This window comes from Bacillus sp. JZ109 (assembly GCF_053903135.1).
The window spans coordinates 2694855-2718336 of record NZ_CP096388.1 but is presented as its reverse complement, the minus strand read 5'-3'; the positions used below and the strand labels follow the sequence as shown (position 1 = coordinate 2718336).

The following is a 23482-nucleotide window of genomic DNA, read 5'->3' as shown; positions in this document are numbered from 1 at the left end:
GCGTGTGAATCTCCCTGTACAAACGGATGAACGCCAGCCAGAACAGCACAATCAGGTGCCTGATGAGTGGTTTGTCTCGAATCAGGAAAAAAATCGGGAAGCCGATTCGGTCAAGCGGCCGAGTTTATCATACACGCAGGATGCCTGGAGGAGGCTGAAAAAAAATAAATTAGCGATGGCCGGACTCTTTATTCTTTTATTTCTTTTTGTCATGGCAGTTATCGGGCCCTTTTTATCGCCCCATAGTGTCGTACGCCAATCGCTGACAGAACAAAATCTTCCGCCCTCAGCCGATCATTGGTTCGGCACCGATGAACTCGGCCGGGATGTGTTTACCCGAACATGGTATGGCGCGAGAATCTCGTTGTTTGTCGGCGTGATGGCAGCACTGATTGATTTTTTGATCGGTGTCATTTACGGAGGCGTTGCCGGCTATAAAGGCGGCAGGATTGACAGCATTATGATGCGGATTATCGAAGTGCTGTACGGACTGCCGTACCTGCTTGTTGTCATTTTGCTGATGGTGCTCATGGGACCGGGACTGGGCACGATTATTGTGGCGCTGACTGTGACCGGGTGGGTCGGCATGGCGAGAATTGTAAGAGGCCAGGTGCTTCAGATTAAAAATTATGAATATGTGCTCGCCTCGAAAACCTTTGGCGCGAAAACCTTTCGCATCATCCGAAAGAATTTGCTGCCGAATACTATGGGAGCGATCATCGTACAAATGACATTAACCGTACCTGCCGCCATATTCGCAGAATCATTTTTAAGCTTTCTCGGCCTCGGCATACAGGCTCCGTTTGCAAGTTGGGGCGTGATGGCGAATGACGGCCTGCCTACGATTTTATCTGGGCATTGGTGGCGCCTGTTTTTTCCGGCCTTTTTCATATCTCTGACGATGTACGCGTTTAATGTGCTGGGGGACGGATTGCAGGATGCGCTTGACCCTAAGCTGAGGAGGTAGCTGTATGGAAAAAGTTCTGTCAGTCCAAAATCTGCACGTGTCTTTTACGACTTACGGCGGGACGGTTCAGGCGGTCAGAGGGGTGAGCTTTGATTTGTATCAAGGAGAAACCTTTGCGATCGTCGGCGAATCCGGCTGCGGCAAAAGCGTTACCTCCCAAAGCATCATGGGCCTGCTTCCGCCTTATTCGGCGAAGGTGACAGACGGCAGCATTCTATTTAAAAACAAAGACCTTTGCCGTCTCTCTGACAAAGAAATGAGAGGTATCAGGGGAGCCGACATTTCTATGATTTTTCAAGACCCGATGACGGCGTTAAACCCTACGCTGACTGTCGGCGACCAGCTGGGGGAAGCGCTATTGCGCCACAAAAAAATGAGCAAAAAAGCGGCACGGAAAGAGGTGCTTTCCATGCTGTCATTGGTTGGTATTCCAGATCCCGAAGAGCGCCTAAAGCAATATCCCCACCAATTCAGCGGCGGCATGAGACAGCGGATTGTCATTGCGATGGCGCTGATTTGTGAGCCTGACATCTTAATTGCGGATGAACCGACCACCGCCCTGGATGTAACCATTCAGGCACAGATTTTAGAGCTGTTTAAAGAGATTCAGAGAAAAACGAATGTGTCTGTCATCCTGATTACACATGATTTAGGGGTCGTTGCCCAGGTATCTGACAGAGTCGCAGTCATGTATGCCGGGAAAATCGCGGAAATCGGCACGAGAAAAGATATTTTTTATCAGCCGCAGCACCCTTATACAAAAGGACTGCTGGCTTCTGTCCCGCGGCTGGATTTAGATGGCGCTGAGCTGATCCCAATCGACGGAACGCCGCCGGATTTATTTTCGCCTCCGCCGGGCTGCCCGTTTGCCGCCCGCTGTCCGAACAGGATGGTTGTGTGTGACAGGGTGTACCCGGGCCAGACGATCAGATCTGACTCGCACACCGTCAACTGCTGGCTGCAGGATCAACGAGCAGAGCATGCGGTGCTGTCAGGGGATGCGAAGGATTGAACATGAAAAGGGGGAAGAGGATGAAACGAGTGAAAAAGCTATGGGGCATGGGTCTTGCATTAGGACTTTCGTTTGCGCTGATGGGGTGCACAGCAAATGAACAGGCCGGAAAAGAAGGCAGTCATGATAAGGCAAAAACCAGCGGAGAAAAGGTGCTGTATGTAAATAATGAAAATGAACCGACTTCATTCGATCCGCCGATCGGCTTTAATAATGTGTCATGGCAGCCGTTAAATAACATCATGGAGGGGCTGACGCGTCTTGGCAAAGATCATGAGCCCGAGCCGGCAATGGCGGAGAAATGGTCTGTTTCGAAAGATAAAAAAACTTACACATTTACGATTCGGGAAAATGCGAAATGGACAAACGGAGATCCTGTAACAGCCGGAGACTTCGAATACGCGTGGAAGCGGATGCTTGATCCGAAAAAAGGCGCTTCATCGGCATTCCTAGGTTATTTTATTGAAGGCGGCGAAGCATATAACAGCGGGAAAGGGAAAAAAGATGATGTGAAGGTGACGGCAAAGGATGATCGAACCCTTGAAGTTACACTGGAAGCACCGCAAAAATATTTTCTGAGCGTTGTGTCCAATCCTGCGTATTTTCCGGTAAATGAAAAGGTCGATAAAGACAATCCAAAGTGGTTTGCTGAGGCGGATACATTTGTCGGAAACGGCCCGTTTAAGCTGACGGAATGGAAGCATGATGACAGCATCACAATGGAGAAAAGCGACACGTATTGGGATAAAGATACAGTGAAACTTGATAAGGTGAAATGGGCGATGGTCAGTGACAGAAATACAGATTACCAGATGTTTCAATCAGGGGAACTTGATACCGCTTATGTCCCTGCTGAGCTGAGTGATCAGCTGCTTGATCAGGATAACGTCAATATTGTTGACCAGGCGGGTCTCTATTTCTATCGATTTAATGTCAACATGGAGCCGTTTCAAAATGAAAACATCAGAAAAGCCTTTGCGATGGCTGTGGATCAAGAGGAAATTGTAAAGTATGTCACGAAAAATAATGAAAAACCGGCGCGCGCCTTTGTATCGCCTGGGTTTACGCAGCCTGACGGCAAAGATTTCCGTGAAGCAGGCGGAGACCTGATCAAGCCTAACGAAAGCAAAGCGAAGCAGCTGCTCGAAAAGGGCATGAAGGAAGAAAACTATAATAAGCTTCCTGCGATCACGCTTACTTACAGCACAAAGCCGGAGCATAAAAAGATTGCCGAAGCTATTCAGCAAAAATTGAAAAATAGCCTTGGAGTCGATGTAAAGCTGGCCAATATGGAATGGAACGTATTTTTAGAGGATCAAAAAGCGCTGAAATTCCAATTCTCTCAAAGCTCATTTTTGCCTGATTACGCGGACCCTATCAGTTTTCTGGAAGCCTTTCAAACGGGAAATTCGATGAACCGCACAGGCTGGGCCAATAAAGAATACGATCAGCTGATCAAACAGGCGAAAAATGAAGCCGATGAAAAAACACGGTTCTCTCTTATGCATCAAGCTGAAGAGCTGCTCATCAATGAAGCGCCGATCATTCCGGTTTATTTTTATAATCAGGTTCACCTGCAAAATGAACAAGTAAAAGGAATTGTCCGTCACCCTGTCGGCTATATCGATTTAAAATGGGCAGATAAAAACTGATGGCGGTGATTGAGGAAATACTGCTTCTTTATGCGAAGGAGCGGTATTTTTTCTCTTTCTTGCACGTATACGTAGGGTGCAGAGCAAATGAAAGGAGTGTTTTCGTTGAATTACAAGCCGAAAGCGCTGAAAAAGGGTGATACAGTCGGAGTGATCGCGCCCGCAAGTCCGCCGGATCCAAAAAAGCTTGACACCGCGCTTTTATTTTTAGAAGAGCTCGGTCTTCAGGTGAAGCTGGCCAAGGCGCTGAAAAACCAGCACGGCTATTTAGCGGGACAGGATGATGAGCGGCTGGCAGATCTCCATGAGATGTTCAGAGAAGAGGAGGTAAAAGCAGTGTTGTGCGCATGCGGGGGTTTTGGGACAGGACGTATCGCCGCGGGCATTGATTTCAGCTTGATCCGCAAACACCCTAAAATCTTTTGGGGATACAGCGATATTACGTTTTTACATACTGCCATTCATCAAAACACAGGTCTTGTCACCTTCCATGGCCCAATGCTCAGCTCGGATATTGGCCTTGACGACGTTCACCCGCTGACAAAAGCGTCATATAAGCAGCTCTTCCAGGAGACGGAATTCACCTATACAGAAGAGCTTTCTCCGCTGACCGCACTTGTTCCTGGAAAAGCGGAAGGCGAGCTTGTCGGGGGAAATCTGTCTTTGCTGACGTCTACACTGGGCACGCCATTTGAAATTGATACGAGAGGAAAGCTTCTGTTTATTGAAGATATTGACGAGGAGCCTTATCAAATCGACCGGATGCTGAATCAGCTGAAAATGGCGGGGAAGCTGACGGACGCTGCGGGAATTCTAGTTTGTGATTTTCACAATTGTGTCCCGGTGAAGCGAGAGAAGTCTCTCTCGCTTGAGCAGGTGCTGGAAGACTATATTATTTCTGCGGGCAGGCCTGCTCTGAGAGGATTTAAAATCGGCCACTGCTCCCCAAGCATTGCCGTTCCGATCGGTGCGAAAGCTGCTATGTATACAGCAGAAAAAACAGTCGTAATAGAGGCGGGGGTTTCAGAAGGGGCGCTGAAGACATGAAAATCATTCGAATCGAAACAAGCCGAATCGCCGTTCCACTGACAAAGCCGTTTAAAACCGCGCTTCGCACTGTGTATACGGCTGAATCAGTCATAGTAAGGATTACTTATGACAGCGGTGCAGTCGGATGGGGAGAAGCACCCCCGACGTTAGTGATTACAGGAGACAGCATGGATAGCATTGAAAGTGCCATTCACCATGTGTTGAAACCGGCATTGCTTGGAAAAAGCCTGTCCGGCTGTGAGGCCATTCTGCACGACATCCAGCATCTTCTTACAGGAAATATGAGCGCGAAGGCTGCTGTAGAGATGGCGCTATACGACGGCTGGGCGCAGATGTGCGGGCTGCCGCTTTATCAAATGCTTGGCGGATACCGGGATACGCTGGAAACAGACTATACCGTCAGTGTCAACTCACCTGAAGAGATGGCAGCTGATGCCGAGAATTATCTCAAACAAGGCTTCCAAACGCTGAAAATAAAGGTCGGAAAAGATGATATTGCAACTGATATCGCCCGTATCCAGGAAATCAGAAAACGTGTCGGATCAGCTGTGAAACTGCGTTTAGACGCTAATCAGGGGTGGACGCCGAAGGAAGCGGTAACTGCCATTCGGAAAATGGAGGATGCGGGTCTAGGCATTGAGCTTGTCGAGCAGCCTGTCCATAAAGATGATCTCGCTGGGCTTAAAAAGGTGACAGATGCAACAGATACGCCGATTATGGCTGATGAAAGTGTTTTTACACCGCGCCAGGCGTTCGAAGTTCTGCAAACCCGGAGCGCAGACTTGATCAATATTAAATTGACGAAAGCAGGCGGCATCAGCGGAGCAGAGAAAATTAATGCCATGGCGGAGGCCTGCGGGGTGGAGTGTATGGTCGGCAGCATGATCGAAACGAAGCTGGGCATTACGGCCGCGGCGCATTTTGCGGCAAGCAAGAGAAACATCACACGCTTTGATTTTGACGCGCCGCTGATGCTGAAAACAGATGTATTCAAAGGCGGCATAACATATAGCGGCAGCACGATTTCGATGCCTGGCAAACCGGGCCTCGGAATCACCGGGACTGCGCTTTTGAAAGGGGAAAAAAAGCAATGATGCACACTGTCATATCAGCAGTGGCCAACATCTGGACAGCGCCTGATTCACCGCGTCTGTCTGATCAATTCATGCTTCAACCGACTGTAAGGATCAGAGACTGGCTGGAGCGCATGACGTATGATGAACGGCTTGGATTATGTACAGACAATGTAATCCAAACTCAGGTTCTCTTTGGCGAAAAGGTACTTGTGATGGCAGAACAGGGGGAATGGGTTTCTGTGATCGTGCCTAGCCAGCCATCCCGAAAGGATCCGCGCGGATACCCAGGCTGGATGAAAAAGAACCAGCTGGAAAAATCTATGCCCATCCATTCACAACACGATGTGATGATCAGCAAACCTGCTGCCTTTTTGTACAAAAGCAATGGAGAAAAGGAGATCGAATTGAGCTTTTTGACAGTTCTCCCCCTTATTGCAGAAGAAAAAGGATATTTTAAGGTTTCGACCGTTTTGGGAGAAAGGTTTGTGAAGCAAAGTGATGCAGTGCCTGTCAGCCAACAGAAAGGGACTGCTGAAGACATCATTCAAACGGGTGCGTTTTTCCTTGGCCTTCCCTACCTGTGGGGAGGGATCAGCGGGTTTGGGTTTGATTGCTCCGGATTTATGTACAGTATATTTAAGGCAAATGGATATAGCATCCCCCGTGATGCGGGAGATCAGGCTAAGGCGGGGAAGGGTGTCCCGCTTGATGATATGAAAGCCGGTGACCTGCTGTTTTTTGCTTATGAGGAAGGAAAAGGAGCGATTCATCACGTCGGTCTCTCCGTTGGCGGCGGGAAAATGCTTCATTCTCCAAAGACAGGAAAATCAATCGAAATCCTTACATTAAAAGGCACAATCTATGAAAAAGAACTTTGTGCGGTGCGCCGCTGTTTTTCAGAATAAGGAGGGAGACAAATGACGCCACTGCCTTTGTTAGAGGTCAGCCAGCTGAAAATGCATTTTGACGCAGGGAAAAAGCGGACAGTCAAAGCCGTCGACGGGGTCACCTTTCAGATTCGTGAAGGAGAAACGTTCGGGCTAGTCGGGGAATCAGGGTGCGGGAAATCAACCTTGGGGAGAGTGCTGATGCGCCTTTATCAGCCGACAGAAGGAAGCGTGACATACCGCGGCACAAATCTTCATGCACTAAGTGAAAAAGAGCAGTTTGCCTTCAACCGCAAACTGCAGATGATTTTTCAGGACCCTTATGCTTCACTTAACCCGCGCATGACCGTTCGAGAAATTATTTTGGAGCCGATGGAGATTCACAATCTCTACAATACCCATAAAGCGCGGCTTCTCGTCGTGGACGAGCTGCTTGAGGCAGTTGGGCTTCATCCCGATTTTGGCAGCCGTTATCCGCATGAATTCAGCGGCGGGCAAAGGCAAAGAATCGGGATTGCGAGAGCACTGTCGCTGAATCCGGAATTTATCGTGGCGGACGAACCGATTTCTGCTCTTGATGTCTCTGTTCAAGCGCAGGTGGTCAACCTGCTGAAGCGGCTTCAAAAAGAGAAAGGGCTAACGTTATTATTCATTGCCCATGATCTTTCGATGGTGAAGCATATCAGTGACAGGATCGGTGTTATGTACTTAGGGCACATGATGGAAATTACAGAGAGCGGCACCTTGTATCGTGAACCGCTTCATCCCTATACAAAGGCGCTTTTGTCCTCGATTCCGATTCCGGATCCCGAATTGGAGGACAAGCGTGAGCGTATTCTCTTGAAAGGGGAGCTGCCGAGCCCAGTGAATCCGCCGAGCGGCTGCGTGTTTCGGACCCGTTGTCCGGAGGCGATGCCTGAATGTGGAGAATCTCGTCCCCAGCTTCAAGAAATCGAACCCGGCCGTTTTGTCGCTTGCCATTTGTATCGAAATGCTGAAACGAAGGAAAAAGTGAGATAAATAAAAAGAGTGGCTCCTTTTTACTAGAGCCACTCCATTTGTTTTATACTTGATGTAAAAACTTTACACAAACCGGGTAAGGGACAGAAACCGTTGATGGGAGGAGTGTCAATCGGCCGGTTTCTTTGTCTCTTTCAAACAAGACAAGGTTGCCTGTTTCTTCATTTGAAGCAACGAGGAACCCTTCCGTTGGGTCAAGTACAAAGTCACGAGGCCAGTTTCCTTCTGTCGACACTCTTTCTACGAAAGCCAGCTCTCCTGAATATTGATTCACTTCAAATACGGCGATACTGTCATGGCCGCGGTTTGCGACATAAACAAAACGTCCATCCTGCGTGACATGAATTGCGCTTCCCTGGCTGTTATCTGTAAAATCATCAGGGATGGCAGAAACGACTTGGATTTCTCTAAATTCGCCGGCTGTCGGGTTGTATTCAAGCGCAATCACTTCATTGCTTAATTCTGTCATGACATAAGCGTATTTTTCTTTCGGATGAAAAGCGATATGGCGAGGTCCTGCACCGGGAGCGAAGGAATGGCTTCCGGATTCAGTCAACACGCCGTCTTTCAGCTTATAGGTGTACAGCTTATCTATACCTAAATCAACCGCTACCACATAATTGTGTTCAGGTGTGAACCCCGCGTAGTGTGTATGCGGTTTTTCTTGTCTTTCGTGCGGCCCTTTTCCTGTGTGAGCGGCCTCTGAAACAGGTGATTGCAAGCTGCCGTCTTCCTGAACCGGAAAAACGTGTACCTTCCCGCTGTGATAATTGGCAGTCAGGACGAATTGATTTTGATCATCAATGCTTACGTGGCATGGCGAAGGGCCATCAATTAACTGATGATTCAGAAATGTCAACTCGCCGCTGTTTTTATCGATTTGATAGGTAGCAACTCCGCCTTGGCCGTCTGCTTTTTCGATGGAATAAAGGATGGTGTTGTTTTTATTCGGCGCCACATATGTCGGGTTGCCCAGCTTAGCGGCCAGCTTTGGCTCGCTGAGTGCTTTTTTCTCAGTATCAAGCTCAAATGAATAAATTCCTTCGCTTCCGCCTTTTGTATACGTCCCGACATATCCTATGTATTTTGTCATGCGATTTCCCCCTTAAAAATGATGTCACCTCTATATTAACGTATCTTGATAAAATAAGCTGTTCAAAACATGAAAAAGGGGAAGATTCTTCATTCGCCTCGAATCAGCGGCATTGTGCAGCACCTGAAGGAGCCGCCTGATTTAATAATTTCTGACAGGTCAATTTCGATAATGTGATAGCCTCTTTTCGATAGCTGTTGATTGACATGGCGGTTGCCAGGGAGACTGATGATCGTTTTTTTTCCGATTGAAAGGACGTTGGTGCCAAGCGTAAATTGTTCGTCCTCGGGCACCTCAATAAGATCATAACGTTTTGCCAGCATATCGGCTGCATCTGGCTCAATGGCCTGTGGATAAATTAACGCTTCGCTTTCAGATACAATGTTAAATACGCAGTCCAAATGCAAAAATTTTTCATGAAGCTTCACTGGAACGATCGTATATTCAGGAAGTGCCTCTTCCAGCTGGCCGATAGCTGAAATGTCGGTGCGCTGGCTGATTCCGACATAGACAATGTCATCATCGATAATGACGTCTCCGCCTTCAATACTCGTATCAAGCATGCGGGTGTAAGAGATACCTTGGCTGTGAAAAAAATCTTTTATAACGGCTTCTTCTCCTTGGCGAATCGGTTCAGTCATGCTTGACAGAAAGGCTTTTTCTCCGATGACAAATCCTATGTCCCTAGTAAAAACCTGCTCTGGTAGTCCGTCGCGAACGGGCAAAAGGACGACCTCAACGTTGTGTGACCTAAGTGCCTCCACTAAGCGGCTGTGCTGGTCGTTAGCGGTTTTTACATGAATATTGTCATCTTCAAAATGTTTTTGTGTTTCGTTTATAACATCTTTTATGGTCATGTGCTCAGGTTTGCATAAGATCACTTTCTGAAGTGTGCCGTATTCCGTTCGGCATACCGTTTTGTGCTGAGATTTCGGGATGGATACGTCCATTTGTTTTTCCTCCTAAAGTGTGAAGAATACATTTATTATTCCCTCATCATGAAAATCATTAAACCATTTTAAATTTTAGACAAATGGAAGAGAATATTGTTTAATAGGAGAATATAAGTGCATTTAGCTAAAAGATCAGACATCAAAGGGGAGAAAGGTATGGAAACACCGGAAACAAGATTTTGTAAAGAGTCAAAGGTTGTGAAAACCAGCAGGGTGTTCCCGCTTGACACGAACAACCATAATACGCTGTTTGGCGGAAAATTAATGAGCTACATAGACGACATTGCCTCTATTTCAGCGGCGCGCCATTGCAGACGTGAAACGGTAACAGCTTCAATGGATTCTGTAGATTTTTTAAAGCCGATCGGGCAAAAGGATTCTGTCTGCCTAGAGTCATATGTGACATGGGTCGGCACATCTTCCATGGAAGTATTTGTGAAAGTTATTAAGGAGCATTTGATGACTGGCGAACGGGAACTCGCTGCCACATCCTTTTTGACATTTGTCGCATTAGATTCAAATGGCAAGCCGGTGCCTGTACCGAGGGTTGTACCGGAAACAGAAGAAGAAATCATGCTGCATAATACAGCTGTACAGCGTGCTAATGAACGTAAGAACCGCAAGAAACACAGCCAGGCGCTTGCAAATGCGCTTGGAACTGATAAGCCTTGGTGAACGTTAAACCCAAAACATAAGTTGTTTTGGGTTTTTTTTTGTACTTTTCAATGGTGATTATTGCAATGGTTAGTCCGTATTTGCTAGGGGATTCTATAAAAAAGCAACAAATGTCATGTTAAATTGATAATTTTGTGACAACTTTATTAAAGATTCATTTTAGATATATCTTTTATTCGTAAGATCATGTATTTTAAAGATATATTATGAATACATCTTTTCGAAAGGATTGTTTATAAAATGTTAGATAACAAAACAATCGAAATTATTAAAAGCACTGTACCCGTATTGCAACAGCATGGAGAAACAATCACTGGCCGTTTTTACGATCGGATGTTTCAAGACCATCCAGAGCTTTTGAACATTTTTAATCAAACAAACCAAAAGAAAAAAACACAGCGAACTGCACTGGCAAATGCCGTTATTGCAGCTGCGGCAAACATTGACCAATTAGGAAACATCATTCCGGTTGTCAAACAAATCGGCCACAAGCACCGCAGTATCGGAATTAAGCCTGAGCACTACCCAATCGTCGGTAAATATTTGCTGATTGCGATTAAAGATGTATTGGGAGACGCTGCAACTCCTGACATTATGCAGGCATGGGAAAAAGCGTACGGAGTCATTGCTGACGCGTTCATCGGAATTGAAAAAGACATGTATGAACAGGCTGAAGAGCAAGCCGGCGGCTGGAAGGAGTATAAGCCATTCGTTATCGCAAAAAAAGAGCGGGAAAGCAAAGAAATTACATCCTTCTATTTGAAACCGGAAGACGGCAAGCCGTTACCTGAATTCCAAGCAGGGCAATATATCAGCATCAAAGTGCGGATTCCTGATTCTGAATATACGCATATCCGCCAGTACAGCCTGTCTGATATGCCGGGAAAAGACTATTATCGAATTTCAGTGAAGAAAGATGGTGTCGTGTCTTCTTACTTACACGATGGGCTGCAGGAGGGAGATTCAATAGAGATCAGCGCACCGGCAGGGGACTTTGTTTTAGATCATGCATCACAAAAAGATCTCGTTTTGATCAGTGCCGGAGTTGGCATTACACCAATGATCAGCATGCTTAAAACATCTGTTTCCAAACAGCCTGAACGGCAAATTCTGTTCATTCATGCGGCGAAAAACAGTGAATATCATGCATTGCGCCATGAAGTAGAAGAAGCAGCAAAACATTCTGCTGTTAAAACAGCATTTGTGTATCGCGAGCCGACAGAGGAAGACCGTGCAGGTGATCTGCATTTTCATGAAGGACAGATTGATCAGCAATTCCTCAAAGAACTGATTGCCAACACAGATGCGGATTACTATATTTGCGGTTCATCGTCGTTTATTACGGCAATGCATAAGCTTGTATCAGAGCTCGGATCAGCGCCGGAATCTATCCATTACGAGCTATTCGGCCCGCAATTAAGTTTGGCGCAGTCCGTTTGAACACATACATGAAACTCTTCTCCTTTCAGAGAAGAGTTTTTTATTGAGATATAAGAAGGTAGACAAGCGCCGGTTTCTACATCCGGACAATCACAGACCCGCCGCCATTTGTGCATACACGGTTTTGCTGTTCTTGCATTGTTCTCAGTAATTCATTGTTTACCTCAATCGCTCTAATTAGTTGCTCCATCCTTAGCTCCAAACCGGCCAGCCTGTCAATTGTTTGCTGCTGGTAGCCCGCGGGTTGGGGAGCCAATGGCAGATCAAAGGGCCAATGGGTATTCGACTTCTGATTTTTCATATTGCGTATTGCGCCTCCAATCGGTGTCACTTTCTATTATGTTATGTTCAGGCGATGTGCACGTTCGCCTATTTAGACACTGATGCATAGCGGGCCTGCCACGGGGCACAATAGGCTCAATATGACCAGCGGATGGAGGTAAAGATCGGTGTTATGGATGGTATGGGTATTTTTACTGAAGCCAGTTATCGTATTTTCGATTGCATATATTTTGTTTCGGCTTGCAGGTAAAAAAGCTGTGTCACAAATGAACAATTTTGATCTGCTTTTGACCTTCGCAATCGGAACCATTATCAGTGAGCCGATCCTTACATCCAAGCTGCCGATGTCAATTTATTATGCGGGTGCTTTTTTGGTGCTTTATCTTATCATGAGCAAGCTCTCTTTATCTAATAAATGGCGATGGCTCCTGGTCGTGAGCCCGACTGTCCTAATCCGAAACGGGGATATTGATGAACGCGGCCTTCGTAAAGAAAGGCTGACTGTTAATGAGCTGCTTGGAAAGCTGAGGGAAAAGGGCTATGCCGACCCGGCTGACATTGATCTTGCTATCATTGAAGAAACGGGAGAAGTAAGCGTCATCCCGAAAGAGGAAGCGAGAGCGGTGCAGGTGCGGGATTTGAATATGGAAGCTGAACGGAATTTTATCCCGATTCCGCTCATACTGGATGGCGAAATCCTTGATCATAATTTGAAATATCTCCAAAAAAACCGATCCTGGCTGTTTGAGAAGCTTGAGGAAAAAGGGTACAGCCCCAAACTGCTGTCTTCGATTACCCTTGGCACGATGAATGCACGCGGTGATATATCCCTTGATTTAAATACCGCTAATGAACCGCAGCATGATCCTTACTTATATAAACCGGGAAATAACAATTAAGATGGCTCTCTCTTGTAATGAGAGCTTTTTTCTTTTTTAAAGGGAATTTTTGTTTGGTGTCAAATGTACCTAGTTAGGAGGGGAACTGAACATGAAGGACTTATCCATAAGAAACGACATGGCGCCAACGGTCAGTTTGCTGTATTCCGCAGTGGAAGAAAACAGTCTCCGTCTGGCTTCCATCGTAAGCCATATGACACACAGTGAACTTTACTATAAGGGGCGCTGCCAAACAAAAAACAGCACGGCTCAGCTTTTGCACCATATCACAAATGTTGATATCAGATGGGTCTGGCGTATCAAGGAAAATCGGATACCGGACCATATTGAACAGGCATACGGCCCGATGACAGATGAAAGCGGACGGCTGCCTGAACCGGTGAATCAGCCAGACTTAGATGAACTCCTGAAAAGACATCAGCATGTAGTTGAGGAGTTGAAATCGGTATGCTTCACTTTAACTGAAAATGCTTTGAACCAGCCGCTTTCTTTTGAAGGTGACACCGCGACGATACGATGGGGAATTTGGCATATGGCAGATCATAACCGCTATCATCAGGCACATATTGAAGCTCTCAAAAAAGAATGGAAGCAGGATGTGGCGAAATATGAACGCTAAAACGAAGCTTGTGACTGATCGAATTCGTTTGCGCTGTATGGAAGATCGGGATCAAGCCACTTTGTTTGGGCTGCTTTTTAATGATCCTGACGTCATGAAATATTATTCCGGTTTAAAAGATAAGAGGCAAACCCGCGAGTGGGTCAATTGGAACCAACGAAATGAAAAAGGGTACGGCGTTAGTCTGTGGATCGCCGAAGATAAGCGGACAGGGGAGTTTTTGGGGCAATGCGGCATCGTTCCCCAGCAGATCGAAAATCAAACCGTAATGGAAATTGGCTATATGTTTGCCCGCCGCCACTGGGGGAACGGCTATGCCCAAGAAGCGGCTCGGGCCTGTCTGGACTATGGCTTTAACGAGCGGCAGTTCGGCAAAATGACGGCTTTGATTGATCCAGGTAACAAAGCGTCCATACGGGTAGCGGAGAAAATCGGCATGCATTACAGCAAAACGATCAGAAAATGGAATAAACCGATCGCGGTATATGAAAGAAAATCTTACAATTGAAAGATAGAGATGAGTTTAGTATCATGATATCATGTAAAGTTTTCTAGGGTTCCGCATGTCAATTGACATGGACTGGTCCGAGAGAAAACACATACGCGTAAATAGAAGCGCGTATGCACACGGAGGGAAAAAAGCCCGGGAGAGTCAATCTCATGTGAGACGACTGTCCGGGGTTTTTTTGTTTTCGGAGAATCCTAATAGATAGAAAGGAATGACTCAAAATGAAATGGGGATTGGTCGTGCTTGCCGCTGTTTTCGAGGTTGTTTGGGTGATAGGCTTAAAGCACGCTGACTCAGCCTTAACATGGAGCGGCACTGCCATCGGCATCATATTCAGCTTTTACCTTCTAATGAAGGCGACTCACAGTCTGCCTGTTGGTACCGTGTATGCCGTCTTTACCGGGCTCGGCACAGCGGGAACAGTACTTAGTGAAATCGTTCTCTTTCATGAACCGGTTGGATGGCCGAAGCTATTGTTAATTGGCGTGCTCTTAATCGGTGTAATCGGGTTGAAGCTTGTGACACAGGATGAGACAGAGGAAAAAGGAGGCGAGGCATAATGCTGCACTGGATCAGTTTATTGTGCGCGGGCTGTTTAGAAATGGCCGGCGTGGCCCTTATGAATCAATATGCGAAAGAAAAAAGCGTGAAATGGGTGCTGTTGATCATTGTTGGTTTTGCCGCTTCATTTTCCTTGCTGTCGTACGCAATGGAAACCATTCCGATGGGAACGGCTTACGCGGTCTGGACAGGAATTGGCACCGCCGGCGGGGCGCTTATCGGCATCCTCTTTTACAAGGAGCAGAAAGACGCCAAACGGATCTTCTTTATCGCGTTGATTTTATGCTCAGCAGTTGGTTTAAAAATTCTGTCATAAATTGATTTTTATCAAATCTTCAGTATAATGGATAAATAGTTTAGACTTACAAAGATAAGAGGGATTATTCATGAAATCATATATGACTCAGCGGTTGGACGAATACCGTGACGGAAATGAGGATAAAGGGCGGCTCTTGGTCAGCTGCCCCGATCAGCCGGGTATCGTCTCTGCAGTTTCCGCGTTTTTATTTGAACACGGTGCCAATATTATAGAATCAAATCAATATACGACAGACCCTGAAGGCGGCCGGTTCTTCCTGAGAATCGAATTCGACTGCGCAGGCATTCGTGAGAAAAAAACATCACTTCAGGCAGCGTTTGCCTCTGTTGCGGAAAAATTCGACATGACATGGAGCTTAACTTTGGCGAGCGAACTGAAGCGTGTCGCCATTTTCGTTTCAAAGGAGCTCCACTGCCTGCATGAGCTGATTTGGGAATGGCAAACCGGCAACCTGATGGCGGAGATCGCTGTTGTCATCAGTAACCATGAGGAAGCGAGAGAGCTGGTTGAGCGCCTGAACATTCCATTCCACTATATGAAAGCGAACAAAGACATCAGAGCGGAAGTCGAAAAGAAGCAGCTTGAACTGCTGGAGCAGTACGATGTTGATGTCATCGTTCTCGCACGCTATATGCAGATTCTAACTCCTGATTTTGTTTCGGCTCATCCGAATCGCATCATCAATATCCACCATTCATTCCTGCCAGCTTTTATCGGTGCGAATCCGTACAAACGGGCCTACGAGCGCGGCGTGAAACTGATCGGTGCGACATCTCATTATGTGACAAACGATCTTGATGAAGGGCCGATCATTGAACAGGATATTGAGCGTGTGGACCACCGCGATAATGCGGAAGCGCTGAAAAACATCGGAAGAACAATTGAGCGCAGCGTGCTTGCCCGTGCTGTGAAATGGCATTTGGAAGACCGTGTCATCGTTCATGAAAATAAAACAATCGTCTTTAACTAGACTGCAAGAGGCCCGCGCAATGCGGGCTATTTTTGATGACAAAAAACCTTGACAAGTGTCTTTTTTCTTTGCATAATATAAAAAAATCATTGAGCGTTGAAGAGGATTAGTAAGCAGACCTTTCTGTGACAGAGAGCAAAATGAATCGCTGAAACATTTTGCCGCATGAAACCTGCCGAACCTGCCTTGGAGTCCTAGGGGGAAAACCTAGGCGCATAACCTGGCGTTACAGGAGAGCGGAGCGTGCACAAGCGCGTTCAATCAAGGTGGTACCACGGAAACCCATTTCGTCCTTATGAATCAGGATGAAATGGGTTTTTTTATTGTAGAAGAGCCGCGGAGGAGAATAAATGAAAAAACAAAGAATAGTAGTGAAAATAGGAAGCAGTTCGCTCACGAATAGCAAAGGAAGCATTGATGAGGCAAAAATCAGAGAGCATGTTCAGGCGATTTCCGTGTTAAAAAAAGCGGGGCATGAAATGATTCTGATTACCTCGGGTGCCGTAGCGGCGGGGTTTTCCAGCCTCGGTTATCCATCTCGTCCCGTTACCATCAAAGGAAAACAGGCGGCGGCCGCGGTCGGACAAACACTGTTAATGCAGCAATATATGAATCAATTTAAACAATACTCACTGACTCCGGGACAAATCCTTTTAACGAGAAATGATTTTTCGAAAAGAGAACGGTACCGAAACGCGTATGCTACGATAATGGAATTATTGGAACGCGGCGTCATTCCGATTATCAACGAGAACGATTCTACGTCTGTTGAAGAATTGACATTCGGAGATAATGATATGCTTTCTGCGTTAGTCAGCGGATTGATTCACGCGGACCAGCTCATGATTCTCACCGACATTAACGGACTGTATGATGCCAATCCAAATGAAAATCCTGAGGCGAAACGATTTGATTATTTGCCGGAGATCACGCCTGAATTGCTTGGATATGCAGGTTCAGCTGGATCAAAGGTCGGCACCGGCGGAATGAAATCAAAGCTGTTAGCCGCACAAACCGCGCTGTCTCTGGGAGTGAAAGTATTCATTGGAACTGGCAGCGGAGAGCAAAAACTTGCGGACATTTTGGACGGCAGGGGAGACGGCACTTATATCGGAGACAAAGAACTATCTTCGGTTAACAACACAAGGCAGTGGATTCAGTTCCACTCGCCGATATCGGGAGAAATTATCATTGATGCGGGTGCCGAGGAGGCGATGATCCATAATGGAAGCAGCCTTTTGCCCGCTGGCGTTGTGGGTGTGAACGGAAGCTTTCCGAAAGGGGCGGTCGTGGAAGTCAGGGGACCGGGCGGCGTGATCGGCAAAGGCCAAACCCATTACTCCTCTGAGGAGATTATGGAAGCCAAAGGAAAACGCAGTGACGAACTTGATTTTGAGAAAACGTTTGAGGTTATTCATAGGAATGACTGGGTCAATGTAAACGACTAGGAGGCGGAAAAATGAGTGAAGTTTCTGTAAAAGCGAAGCTGGCGAAAGAAGCAGCAGCCGAAATGATCATGAAAACAACAGCCGAGAAGGATGAGGCGCTCAGCCTCATTGCAAACGGACTCCGCAAAGAACTTGATTTTCTCTTGGCGGAGAATGCAAAAGACATTGAGAACGGAAAAGAGAATGGTTTAACACCGGACATCATTGACCGTCTCACACTGGATGAGAAACGGATACGCGATATCGCGGACGCGGTGGAGCTCTTAATCGACTTAGCGGACCCAATCGGCGACTCTCTTGAAACGATTGAAAAAGAAAACGGCCTGTTTATTGAAAAAATCCGTGTGCCGCTCGGTGTCGTAGGAATGATTTATGAGGCGAGGCCAAACGTCACAGTTGATGCGGCTACCCTTTGCCTGAAGACAGGGAACGCGGTTGTGCTGCGGGGAAGCTCCTCAGCCATCCACAGCAACAAAGCGCTCGTCAGTGTCATTCACAGAGCACTTGAGCAATCAGCGCTTCCGATTCACGCTGTGCAGCTGATTGAGGATACGAGCAGAGAGACAGCAAAAGAGCTCTTTACGTTAAATGATGGCTTAGACGTATTGATTCCGCGCGGAGGCAAGAAACTGATTGATCTCGTTGTGAGAGAATCAACAGTTCCTGTATTAGAAACGGGAGCAGGAAACTGCCACATATTCATTGACGAAACAGCCAAACCGCAAATGGCAGAAAAGGTTGTCGTAAATGCCAAAACGCAACGCCCTTCCGTATGCAACGCGATTGAATCATTGCTGATTCACAAGGCTTGGGCAAGACAGCACGGGAAAGAATTGCTGGACCAGCTGGAAAACGCGGGAGTTGAAATTCGGGGTGATGAATTGGTGTGTGAACTTCATCCTTCAAGCAAACAAGCATCAAAAGAAGATTGGGAAACCGAATTTTTAGCGCCTGTCCTCAGTGTAAAGACGGTTGAAAACGTCCAAGAAGCTGTGAAGCATATCCAACAATACGGCACCAATCATTCAGAAGCGATTTTAACTGAAAATGACAAAAACGCGGCATATTTTCAAACGGCTGTCGATGCTGCCGCGGTCTATCATAACGCGTCAACCCGCTTTACCGACGGCTTTGAATTCGGCTACGGAGCCGAAATCGGCATCAGCACGCAAAAGCTTCATGCAAGAGGACCGATGGGGCTTCCTGCACTGACTTCTACAAAATACATCATTAAAGGAACTGGGCAAATCCGTGAATAGCGGGGCAATGTTCAATAAAAAAGCTTATCTCATTACGAGATAAGCTTTTTTATACGAGAAAAATTGACATTTCAAATTTAATTGTGTACAATTTAATTGTATAAAACGTATTGGGGGAATGAAAAATGAGTCAGCCATTATTTACAGCAACTGTTTCAGCGGTAGGAGGAAGAGAAGGAAAGGTCATTTCATCAGACCGCGTTCTTGAGCTTGATGTCGCAATGCCGGGGACACCGAGAGCCAAGAAATTAGAAAAAGCGACAAATCCAGAGCAGCTGTTTGCAGCAGGTTATGCAGCTTGCTTTGACAGTGCCCTGCAGCTTGTCGCAAGAACAGAACGGGTAAAAGTAGAGACAGAGGTTACAGCGAATGTTAGCCTGTTAAAGGATGAAGCGGACCAGGGCTATAAGCTGGGTGTGACGCTGCAAGTAAAAGGAGAAGGAGTCAGTGCATCAGAATTGGAGGCGCTTGTGAAAAAAGCGCACGGCGTCTGCCCGTATTCAAAAGCAACCTCCGGAAATATTGATGTGACACTTGAAGTTGCTGAATAAATAAAAAGAGGATGCCTGTACAAGGCATCCTCAATTTTTTTGATGAAGTGTTTCCAGCAATGTATATAGAGCGGATTTTAACTGTTTGAGATCCTCCCCAGACTGCTTTGAGAGCCCCAGAATTGTCTCTGGAATGTCAACCGCTTTTTCTTTTAATAACGCTCCGTCCTCTGTCAGGCTGATCAACACGGACCGCTCATCCTCTTCAGATCTTTTTCTCGTAATCAAACCCTGTTGTTCCATTCGTTTAAGCATCGGAGTGAGCGTTCCTGAATCTAAATACAGCTGTTCGCCCATTTTTTTGACAGTAAGCGTTTCATGTTCCCATAACAAAAGCAAAGCCAAATATTGAGGGTATGTTATATTCAGCTTATCAAGCAGCGGCTTGTATTGCTTTGTCATTTCCCGCGAACTCGCATATAGCAAAAAACAAAGCTGATTCTCCAATTTCATATGATCAAATTTATTTTCCATTTTGTTCACCAACTCTTTTTTGTCATTCGATTCTATTGTATCTGAAAAACCTCACTTTTCCTATTCTCGGCAAACATAGCATGTTTAAAAAGATCAGAAAGGGAAATATAACAACTAGATACAAATAAGGAGGTTGGGAAATATGGCACTATTTACAGCAAAAGTAACCGCGCGAGGCGGACGGGCAGGACATATTACATCAGATGACGGTGTTCTTGATTTTGATATTGTCATGCCAAATGCCAAAAAAGAAGGAGAAACTGGCACAAATCCGGAACAGCTCTTTGCGGCAGGGTATGCTGCATGCTTCGGCGGCGCGCTCGAACACGTAGCCAAAGAGCAGAATATCGAAATTGATTCGGAGATTGAAGGGCAGGTCAGCCTCATGAAGGATGAGAGCGACGGCGGGTTTAAAATCGGTGTCACACTTGTTGTGAACACGAAAGATTTAGATCGGGAAAAGGCACAAGAGCTTGTCAACGCCGCTCATGAATTCTGTCCTTACTCAAAGGCAACCAGAGGAAATGTTGATGTAAAACTAGAATTAAAATAATGACCGGCATCCTGAGTGTTCTCAGGATGTTTTTTTGGTGTCGGAGCATGCGGGGCGGGCACAGATTTTTGATAAAACGTCAGAGAAGCGATCACAGCGTTTAAAGCCTGCAAAAGTTACAGATGAAGGGGGCGGCTGGCTCGGTGTCTGCCAAGCTGAATTCCGGCGCGCATGATTGCTGTTTTGTATTTGCACAGGGCATAGCGCTACTTGGAGAAATAACAAGGACCAGGCCGCGCATGCCTGATCCTTTTAATATTCTTTCTTATTGGCGAAGTTCCGCCATGCTTGAAACGGGGATAAATGCTCTGTTAGTGTCACTTGATAAAAGGGGATCGATCTTTCTTCAGCAGGTTTATCAATTTCTTTATAAATGAATGAATCATCAAACCCGGCTTCGGCAGCGTCTGTGTGCTCAGCTGCATAGAAAACGGCTTTAGGCCGGGCCCAGTAGATGGCGCCCAAGCACATTGGGCATGGTTCACAGCTCGTATACAAAATGCAGTCATCAAGCTGGTATGCTCCTAGCACCTTACAGGCTTTTCGAATAGCTGTGACTTCCGCGTGGGCAGTCGGATCATTGCTTGTTGTGACGTTGTTCTGTCCCTCTGCAATAATGGCTCCGTCTTTCACGATAACGGCTCCAAAAGGCCCGCCGATTCCTGCATTCACTCCTTCACATGCGAGAGTGACAGCCCGTTTTAAGAACGTTTCATGATTCATCCCAATCCCTCCTGTCAATAGAGTGTTATTAGTATAGCCGAAAAGAATGCAAAGAACATTCTTAAAAAAGTGCAAAATAAACAAAGTAATTGGGGGATTTGCTAAAATAAGAAACTATTGTGGCTGTATTATAGAAAAAAACCATCTGCCAAATGCAGATGGTTTTTTCAAATTATACTAGCTGTGTCTGCTGTGCTCTTGCCTGTTTTGCAGCTTCAACCATGTTTTTCAATGCTGCAACCGTTTCTTCCTGCTGTCTTGTTTTCAATCCGCAGTCTGGATTTACCCAGAAGCGGTCAGTCGGACAGACGGCAAGCGCATCAACGATAATATTGTACATTTCTTCAGTTGACGGCACACGAGGGCTGTGAATGTCATATACACCAAGGCCAAGCCCTTTCAAATACGGGTGGTTTTTTAAGTAATCTAAAAATCCTCCGTGGCTTCTGCTATGTTCGATTGTAATCACATCGGCATCAAGATCATTGATTGTATCAACGATATCTTCGAAGTTGCTGTAGCACATATGTGTATGAATTTGTGTCTCGTTTTTCACGGAAGAAGTGGTTAATCTGAAAGCTTCTGCCGCCCAAGTCAAATACTCATCCCAATCGCGGGTTTTCAATGGAAGGCCTTCACGCAGCGCTGGTTCATCGACTTGAATGATTTGAATGCCTGCGTCTTCAAGCGCTTTAACTTCTTTGCGAAGGGCAAGCCCGATTTGGAAGGCGATTTCTTTCCTCGAGATGTCGTTTCGAGGGAAAGACCAGTTTAAGATTGTAACCGGGCCCGTCAGCATTCCTTTTACATGCTTGGAAGTCAATGACTGTGCGTAGACTGTGTCTTTCACTGTCATCGGTTCAATAAATTCAACATCTCCGTAAATGACTGGCGGGCGGACACAGCGTGAGCCGTATGATTGAACCCAGGCATATTTAGTGAAGGCGAAACCGGCCAGCTTTTCACCGAAGTATTCGACCATGTCTGTCCGTTCAAATTCGCCGTGAACAAGGACATCAAGCTCCAATTCTTCCTGAATATCAATCCATCTTTTTGTTTCCGCATTGATAAAGTTTTGATACTGTTCATCGGACCACTCAGCTTTCCGCCATTTTTGGCGTGCGCTCCGCACTTCAGCAGACTGCGGGAAGCTGCCGATCGTTGTCGTCGGCAAAAGCGGAAGGCCGAGAGATTCATTTTGCAGGGCTAAACGTTCTTCAAACGGAATCGGGCGCTTGAAGTCTTTATCAGTTAATTGCTCAAGCTCTTTCTTTTGTTCAGAATTGGCGCCTGTTGCAAACTGTTTAAGCGCCTGGATATCAGCCTTAGCCTGCTGAATCTCTTCGCTGATCGCCGCTTTTCCTGATACTAAGCCTTCTTTCAAAGCTGTCAGCTCGGCCAGCTTTTCTTTTGCGTAGGATAATCCGTTCAATAGGTCTTTTTCCAAATGCTCATCAGGGTGTTTCGCTACCGGAACATGCAGCAGGCTGCTGGAAGGCTGAATCCACAGTTCATCAACTTTTGCAATGCTGAGAATATCAAGAACGGCATCGAGACGCTCTTCAAGGTCCGCTTTCCAAATGTTGCGTCCGTCGATAACACCGGCTGCCAGCACTTTGTCTGTCGGAAAGCCATGTGTTTTAAGCTGTTCCAGGTTTCTGCCTTTGTCGTGAACGAAATCAAGGCCAATACCCTGAACCGGGTAAGAGATCAGCTCTTCATAAGCATCAACAGAATCAAAATACGTCTGCAAAAGCACATTCAAGGATGAAAGCTCACTTGTAATGCTTTCAAATAATTCTTTTGCACCGCGGACATCTTCACTAGAGGCGGTAACGAGCGCCGGCTCATCGATTTGAACCCATTTTACGCCTTCTTCTTCAAGCTCTTTCAATAGCTGTACATATAATGGCACAAGGCGTTTTTGGATCGCTTTTGCTTCAGACGGTTCATAGCCTTTAGCAAGCGTAACGAACGTATAAGGGCCGACAATCACAGGCTTTGTTTCCACACCGTATTCCTGTTTGATCCGGCGATAATCTTCGAGTTGTTTGTTTCTTATCAGACGGAACTCAATGCTCTCGTCATATTCCGGAACGATGTAATGGTAATTTGTATTAAACCATTTTGTCATTTCACTAGATACGGCGTCTTTGATTCCGCGGGCGATAGCGAAGTATGTATCGGTAGCGTCAGTCAAATGTCTGAAACGTTTTGGGATCCAGTTGAAGCTGACTGCTGTGTCGAGTACATGGTCATACTGTGTGAAATCAGAAACAGGCACAACATCAATCTGCTGGTCAATTTGTGTTTTTACTGCTGATAAAAATAGTTCGTCGATTTGCTTCAAAAACGTATCTTTATCAGTACTGCCTTTCCAATACGCTTCAAGTGCTTTTTTCCATTCCCGGTTCAGTCCGATTCTCGGAAATCCTAAATTCGATGTTTTGATGGTTGTCATTGTTTCTCCTCCTTTATATGTAAAACACTC

At 46.2% G+C, this 23482-nt stretch carries 25 protein-coding genes, 1 pseudogene, 1 riboswitch and 1 other annotated feature; of the genes and pseudogenes, 20 read left to right on the top strand and 6 right to left on the bottom strand.

Features of this window, described 5'->3' with window-relative positions; genetic code table 11:
- Window positions 1–4: 4 nt before the first annotated feature.
- From dppC to M1D94_RS14240, 7 genes are all read left to right on the top strand, one after another.
- Window positions 5–967: a dipeptide ABC transporter permease DppC gene (gene dppC, locus M1D94_RS14270; RefSeq protein WP_014476568.1), complete on the top strand. Its 963-nt coding sequence runs from the start codon at window positions 5–7 to the stop codon at window positions 965–967.
- A gap of 4 nt (window positions 968–971) precedes the next feature.
- Complete coding sequence (gene dppD, locus M1D94_RS14265; protein WP_153256708.1) at window positions 972–1979, top strand: dipeptide ABC transporter ATP-binding subunit DppD; 1008 nt, start codon at window positions 972–974, stop codon at window positions 1977–1979.
- Between the two features lie 2 nt (window positions 1980–1981).
- Entirely contained in the window at window positions 1982–3631 is a 1650-nt protein-coding gene (gene dppE / locus M1D94_RS14260; protein ID WP_213407786.1) for a peptide ABC transporter substrate-binding protein, read from the top strand.
- Window positions 3632–3718: 87 nt separating this feature from the next.
- Window positions 3719–4678, top strand: a complete 960-nt coding sequence (locus M1D94_RS14255; RefSeq protein ID WP_424935197.1) for a S66 peptidase family protein — start codon at window positions 3719–3721, stop codon at window positions 4676–4678.
- On the top strand, window positions 4675–5775 hold the full coding sequence (gene ykfB / locus M1D94_RS14250; protein ID WP_456270263.1) for an L-Ala-D/L-Glu epimerase: 1101 nt from the start codon (window positions 4675–4677) through the stop codon (window positions 5773–5775). The genes M1D94_RS14255 and ykfB overlap by 4 nt, the downstream gene beginning before the upstream one ends.
- Window positions 5772–6662 (top strand): gamma-D-glutamyl-L-lysine dipeptidyl-peptidase, encoded by an 891-nt coding sequence (gene eepC / locus M1D94_RS14245; RefSeq protein WP_167569069.1) that lies wholly within the window; start codon window positions 5772–5774, stop codon window positions 6660–6662. The genes ykfB and eepC overlap by 4 nt, the downstream gene beginning before the upstream one ends.
- A 12-nt stretch (window positions 6663–6674) precedes the next feature.
- Window positions 6675–7664, top strand: coding sequence for an ABC transporter ATP-binding protein (locus M1D94_RS14240; RefSeq protein WP_038829050.1), 990 nt, complete (start codon window positions 6675–6677; stop codon window positions 7662–7664).
- Window positions 7665–7707: 43 nt separating this feature from the next.
- Here M1D94_RS14240 and pgl read toward each other — a convergent pair whose 3' ends face one another.
- Both pgl and M1D94_RS14230 read right to left on the bottom strand, forming a co-directional pair.
- Window positions 7708–8757 (bottom strand): 6-phosphogluconolactonase, encoded by a 1050-nt coding sequence (pgl, locus tag M1D94_RS14235; protein WP_072175407.1) that lies wholly within the window; start codon window positions 8755–8757, stop codon window positions 7708–7710.
- An 89-nt stretch (window positions 8758–8846) separates the two neighbouring features.
- Window positions 8847–9707 carry a dimethylarginine dimethylaminohydrolase family protein gene (locus M1D94_RS14230; RefSeq protein WP_003232597.1) on the bottom strand — a complete coding sequence of 287 codons (861 nt, stop codon included), beginning with the start codon at window positions 9705–9707 and terminating at the stop codon, window positions 8847–8849.
- A gap of 159 nt (window positions 9708–9866) precedes the next feature.
- Between M1D94_RS14230 and M1D94_RS14225 the strand changes: the two genes are divergently transcribed.
- Complete coding sequence (locus M1D94_RS14225) at window positions 9867–10385, top strand: acyl-CoA thioesterase (RefSeq protein ID WP_003232595.1); 519 nt, start codon at window positions 9867–9869, stop codon at window positions 10383–10385.
- Window positions 10386–10625: 240 nt separating this feature from the next.
- Complete coding sequence (hmpA, locus tag M1D94_RS14220) at window positions 10626–11825, top strand: NO-inducible flavohemoprotein (RefSeq protein ID WP_038829047.1); 1200 nt, start codon at window positions 10626–10628, stop codon at window positions 11823–11825.
- A gap of 76 nt (window positions 11826–11901) precedes the next feature.
- Here hmpA and M1D94_RS14215 read toward each other — a convergent pair whose 3' ends face one another.
- The gene (locus tag M1D94_RS14215; protein ID WP_032725555.1) at window positions 11902–12126 is read right to left on the bottom strand and encodes a hypothetical protein; all 225 of its coding nucleotides are present in this window, start codon (window positions 12124–12126) and stop codon (window positions 11902–11904) included.
- A 148-nt stretch (window positions 12127–12274) separates the two neighbouring features.
- Between M1D94_RS14215 and M1D94_RS14210 the strand changes: the two genes are divergently transcribed.
- The 9 genes from M1D94_RS14210 to M1D94_RS14170 all read left to right on the top strand — a co-directional run bounded on the left by M1D94_RS14210 (window position 12275) and on the right by M1D94_RS14170 (window position 19241).
- The gene (locus tag M1D94_RS14210; protein WP_015715759.1) at window positions 12275–13006 is read left to right on the top strand and encodes a DUF421 domain-containing protein; all 732 of its coding nucleotides are present in this window, start codon (window positions 12275–12277) and stop codon (window positions 13004–13006) included.
- Window positions 13007–13097: 91 nt separating this feature from the next.
- Window positions 13098–13625: a DinB family protein gene (locus tag M1D94_RS14205; protein ID WP_049139777.1), complete on the top strand. Its 528-nt coding sequence runs from the start codon at window positions 13098–13100 to the stop codon at window positions 13623–13625.
- A complete protein-coding gene (locus tag M1D94_RS14200; protein WP_021479443.1) occupies window positions 13615–14133 on the top strand; it encodes a GNAT family N-acetyltransferase in 519 nt (172 codons plus the stop codon). Before M1D94_RS14205 ends, M1D94_RS14200 begins: the two co-directional genes overlap by 11 nt.
- A gap of 32 nt (window positions 14134–14165) precedes the next feature.
- Window positions 14166–14277: riboswitch (guanidine-I (ykkC/yxkD leader) on the top strand.
- A gap of 77 nt (window positions 14278–14354) precedes the next feature.
- Complete coding sequence (gene ykkC, locus M1D94_RS14195; RefSeq protein ID WP_003232583.1) at window positions 14355–14693, top strand: multidrug efflux SMR transporter subunit YkkC; 339 nt, start codon at window positions 14355–14357, stop codon at window positions 14691–14693.
- Complete coding sequence (gene ykkD, locus M1D94_RS14190; RefSeq protein WP_015252242.1) at window positions 14693–15010, top strand: multidrug efflux SMR transporter subunit YkkD; 318 nt, start codon at window positions 14693–14695, stop codon at window positions 15008–15010. Before ykkC ends, ykkD begins: the two co-directional genes overlap by 1 nt.
- A 70-nt stretch (window positions 15011–15080) precedes the next feature.
- Complete coding sequence (gene purU / locus M1D94_RS14185; protein ID WP_021479442.1) at window positions 15081–15983, top strand: formyltetrahydrofolate deformylase; 903 nt, start codon at window positions 15081–15083, stop codon at window positions 15981–15983.
- An 87-nt stretch (window positions 15984–16070) separates the two neighbouring features.
- Window positions 16071–16281 (top strand) — a binding site (T-box leader).
- Window positions 16282–16333: 52 nt separating this feature from the next.
- Window positions 16334–17431 (top strand): glutamate 5-kinase, encoded by a 1098-nt coding sequence (gene proB / locus M1D94_RS14180; protein WP_017695098.1) that lies wholly within the window; start codon window positions 16334–16336, stop codon window positions 17429–17431.
- A gap of 11 nt (window positions 17432–17442) precedes the next feature.
- Window positions 17443–18690: a glutamate-5-semialdehyde dehydrogenase gene (proA, locus tag M1D94_RS14175; RefSeq protein WP_014476586.1), complete on the top strand. Its 1248-nt coding sequence runs from the start codon at window positions 17443–17445 to the stop codon at window positions 18688–18690.
- 125 nt (window positions 18691–18815) lie between these two features.
- Window positions 18816–19241: an organic hydroperoxide resistance protein gene (locus M1D94_RS14170; RefSeq protein ID WP_003232574.1), complete on the top strand. Its 426-nt coding sequence runs from the start codon at window positions 18816–18818 to the stop codon at window positions 19239–19241.
- Between the two features lie 30 nt (window positions 19242–19271).
- Here the strand turns inward: M1D94_RS14170 and ohrR are convergent, their stop codons facing one another.
- Window positions 19272–19715 (bottom strand): organic hydroperoxide resistance transcriptional regulator OhrR, encoded by a 444-nt coding sequence (gene ohrR / locus M1D94_RS14165; RefSeq protein ID WP_014476587.1) that lies wholly within the window; start codon window positions 19713–19715, stop codon window positions 19272–19274.
- Window positions 19716–19857: 142 nt separating this feature from the next.
- Between ohrR and M1D94_RS14160 the strand changes: the two genes are divergently transcribed.
- Together M1D94_RS14160 and M1D94_RS14155 are read left to right on the top strand one after the other, a co-directional pair.
- On the top strand, window positions 19858–20268 hold the full coding sequence (locus M1D94_RS14160; RefSeq protein WP_038829042.1) for an organic hydroperoxide resistance protein: 411 nt from the start codon (window positions 19858–19860) through the stop codon (window positions 20266–20268).
- Between the two features lie 15 nt (window positions 20269–20283).
- Window positions 20284–20472 (top strand): annotated as a pseudogene (locus M1D94_RS14155) (hypothetical protein).
- A 48-nt stretch (window positions 20473–20520) separates the two neighbouring features.
- On the opposite strand, the gene guaD reads toward M1D94_RS14155, so the two are convergent.
- Both guaD and metE read right to left on the bottom strand, forming a co-directional pair.
- On the bottom strand, window positions 20521–20991 hold the full coding sequence (guaD, locus tag M1D94_RS14150) for a guanine deaminase (protein WP_038829040.1): 471 nt from the start codon (window positions 20989–20991) through the stop codon (window positions 20521–20523).
- Between the two features lie 172 nt (window positions 20992–21163).
- Window positions 21164–23452, bottom strand: a complete 2289-nt coding sequence (gene metE, locus M1D94_RS14145) for a 5-methyltetrahydropteroyltriglutamate--homocysteine S-methyltransferase (RefSeq protein WP_032725563.1) — start codon at window positions 23450–23452, stop codon at window positions 21164–21166.
- Between the last annotated feature and the right edge of the window lie 30 nt (window positions 23453–23482).

What these genes read in the sequence shown, in the direction of transcription:
- dppD (WP_153256708.1), top strand. Translation starts at nt 972, where the DNA reads ATGGAAAAAGTTCTGTCAGTCCAAAATCTGCACGTGTCTTTTACGACT.
- dppE (WP_213407786.1), top strand. Translation starts at nt 1,982, where the DNA reads ATGAAAAGGGGGAAGAGGATGAAACGAGTGAAAAAGCTATGGGGCATG.
- M1D94_RS14255 (WP_424935197.1), top strand. Translation starts at nt 3,719, where the DNA reads ATGAAAGGAGTGTTTTCGTTGAATTACAAGCCGAAAGCGCTGAAAAAG.
- ykfB (WP_456270263.1), top strand. Translation starts at nt 4,675, where the DNA reads ATGAAAATCATTCGAATCGAAACAAGCCGAATCGCCGTTCCACTGACA.
- eepC (WP_167569069.1), top strand. Translation starts at nt 5,772, where the DNA reads ATGATGCACACTGTCATATCAGCAGTGGCCAACATCTGGACAGCGCCT.
- M1D94_RS14240 (WP_038829050.1), top strand. Translation starts at nt 6,675, where the DNA reads ATGACGCCACTGCCTTTGTTAGAGGTCAGCCAGCTGAAAATGCATTTT.
- pgl (WP_072175407.1), bottom strand. Translation starts at nt 8,757, where the DNA reads ATGACAAAATACATAGGATATGTCGGGACGTATACAAAAGGCGGAAGC.
- M1D94_RS14230 (WP_003232597.1), bottom strand. Translation starts at nt 9,707, where the DNA reads ATGGACGTATCCATCCCGAAATCTCAGCACAAAACGGTATGCCGAACG.
- M1D94_RS14225 (WP_003232595.1), top strand. Translation starts at nt 9,867, where the DNA reads ATGGAAACACCGGAAACAAGATTTTGTAAAGAGTCAAAGGTTGTGAAA.
- hmpA (WP_038829047.1), top strand. Translation starts at nt 10,626, where the DNA reads ATGTTAGATAACAAAACAATCGAAATTATTAAAAGCACTGTACCCGTA.
- M1D94_RS14215 (WP_032725555.1), bottom strand. Translation starts at nt 12,126, where the DNA reads ATGAAAAATCAGAAGTCGAATACCCATTGGCCCTTTGATCTGCCATTG.
- M1D94_RS14205 (WP_049139777.1), top strand. Translation starts at nt 13,098, where the DNA reads ATGAAGGACTTATCCATAAGAAACGACATGGCGCCAACGGTCAGTTTG.
- M1D94_RS14200 (WP_021479443.1), top strand. Translation starts at nt 13,615, where the DNA reads ATGAACGCTAAAACGAAGCTTGTGACTGATCGAATTCGTTTGCGCTGT.
- ykkC (WP_003232583.1), top strand. Translation starts at nt 14,355, where the DNA reads ATGAAATGGGGATTGGTCGTGCTTGCCGCTGTTTTCGAGGTTGTTTGG.
- ykkD (WP_015252242.1), top strand. Translation starts at nt 14,693, where the DNA reads ATGCTGCACTGGATCAGTTTATTGTGCGCGGGCTGTTTAGAAATGGCC.
- purU (WP_021479442.1), top strand. Translation starts at nt 15,081, where the DNA reads ATGAAATCATATATGACTCAGCGGTTGGACGAATACCGTGACGGAAAT.
- proB (WP_017695098.1), top strand. Translation starts at nt 16,334, where the DNA reads ATGAAAAAACAAAGAATAGTAGTGAAAATAGGAAGCAGTTCGCTCACG.
- proA (WP_014476586.1), top strand. Translation starts at nt 17,443, where the DNA reads ATGAGTGAAGTTTCTGTAAAAGCGAAGCTGGCGAAAGAAGCAGCAGCC.
- M1D94_RS14170 (WP_003232574.1), top strand. Translation starts at nt 18,816, where the DNA reads ATGAGTCAGCCATTATTTACAGCAACTGTTTCAGCGGTAGGAGGAAGA.
- ohrR (WP_014476587.1), bottom strand. Translation starts at nt 19,715, where the DNA reads ATGGAAAATAAATTTGATCATATGAAATTGGAGAATCAGCTTTGTTTT.
- M1D94_RS14160 (WP_038829042.1), top strand. Translation starts at nt 19,858, where the DNA reads ATGGCACTATTTACAGCAAAAGTAACCGCGCGAGGCGGACGGGCAGGA.
- guaD (WP_038829040.1), bottom strand. Translation starts at nt 20,991, where the DNA reads ATGAATCATGAAACGTTCTTAAAACGGGCTGTCACTCTCGCATGTGAA.
- metE (WP_032725563.1), bottom strand. Translation starts at nt 23,452, where the DNA reads ATGACAACCATCAAAACATCGAATTTAGGATTTCCGAGAATCGGACTG.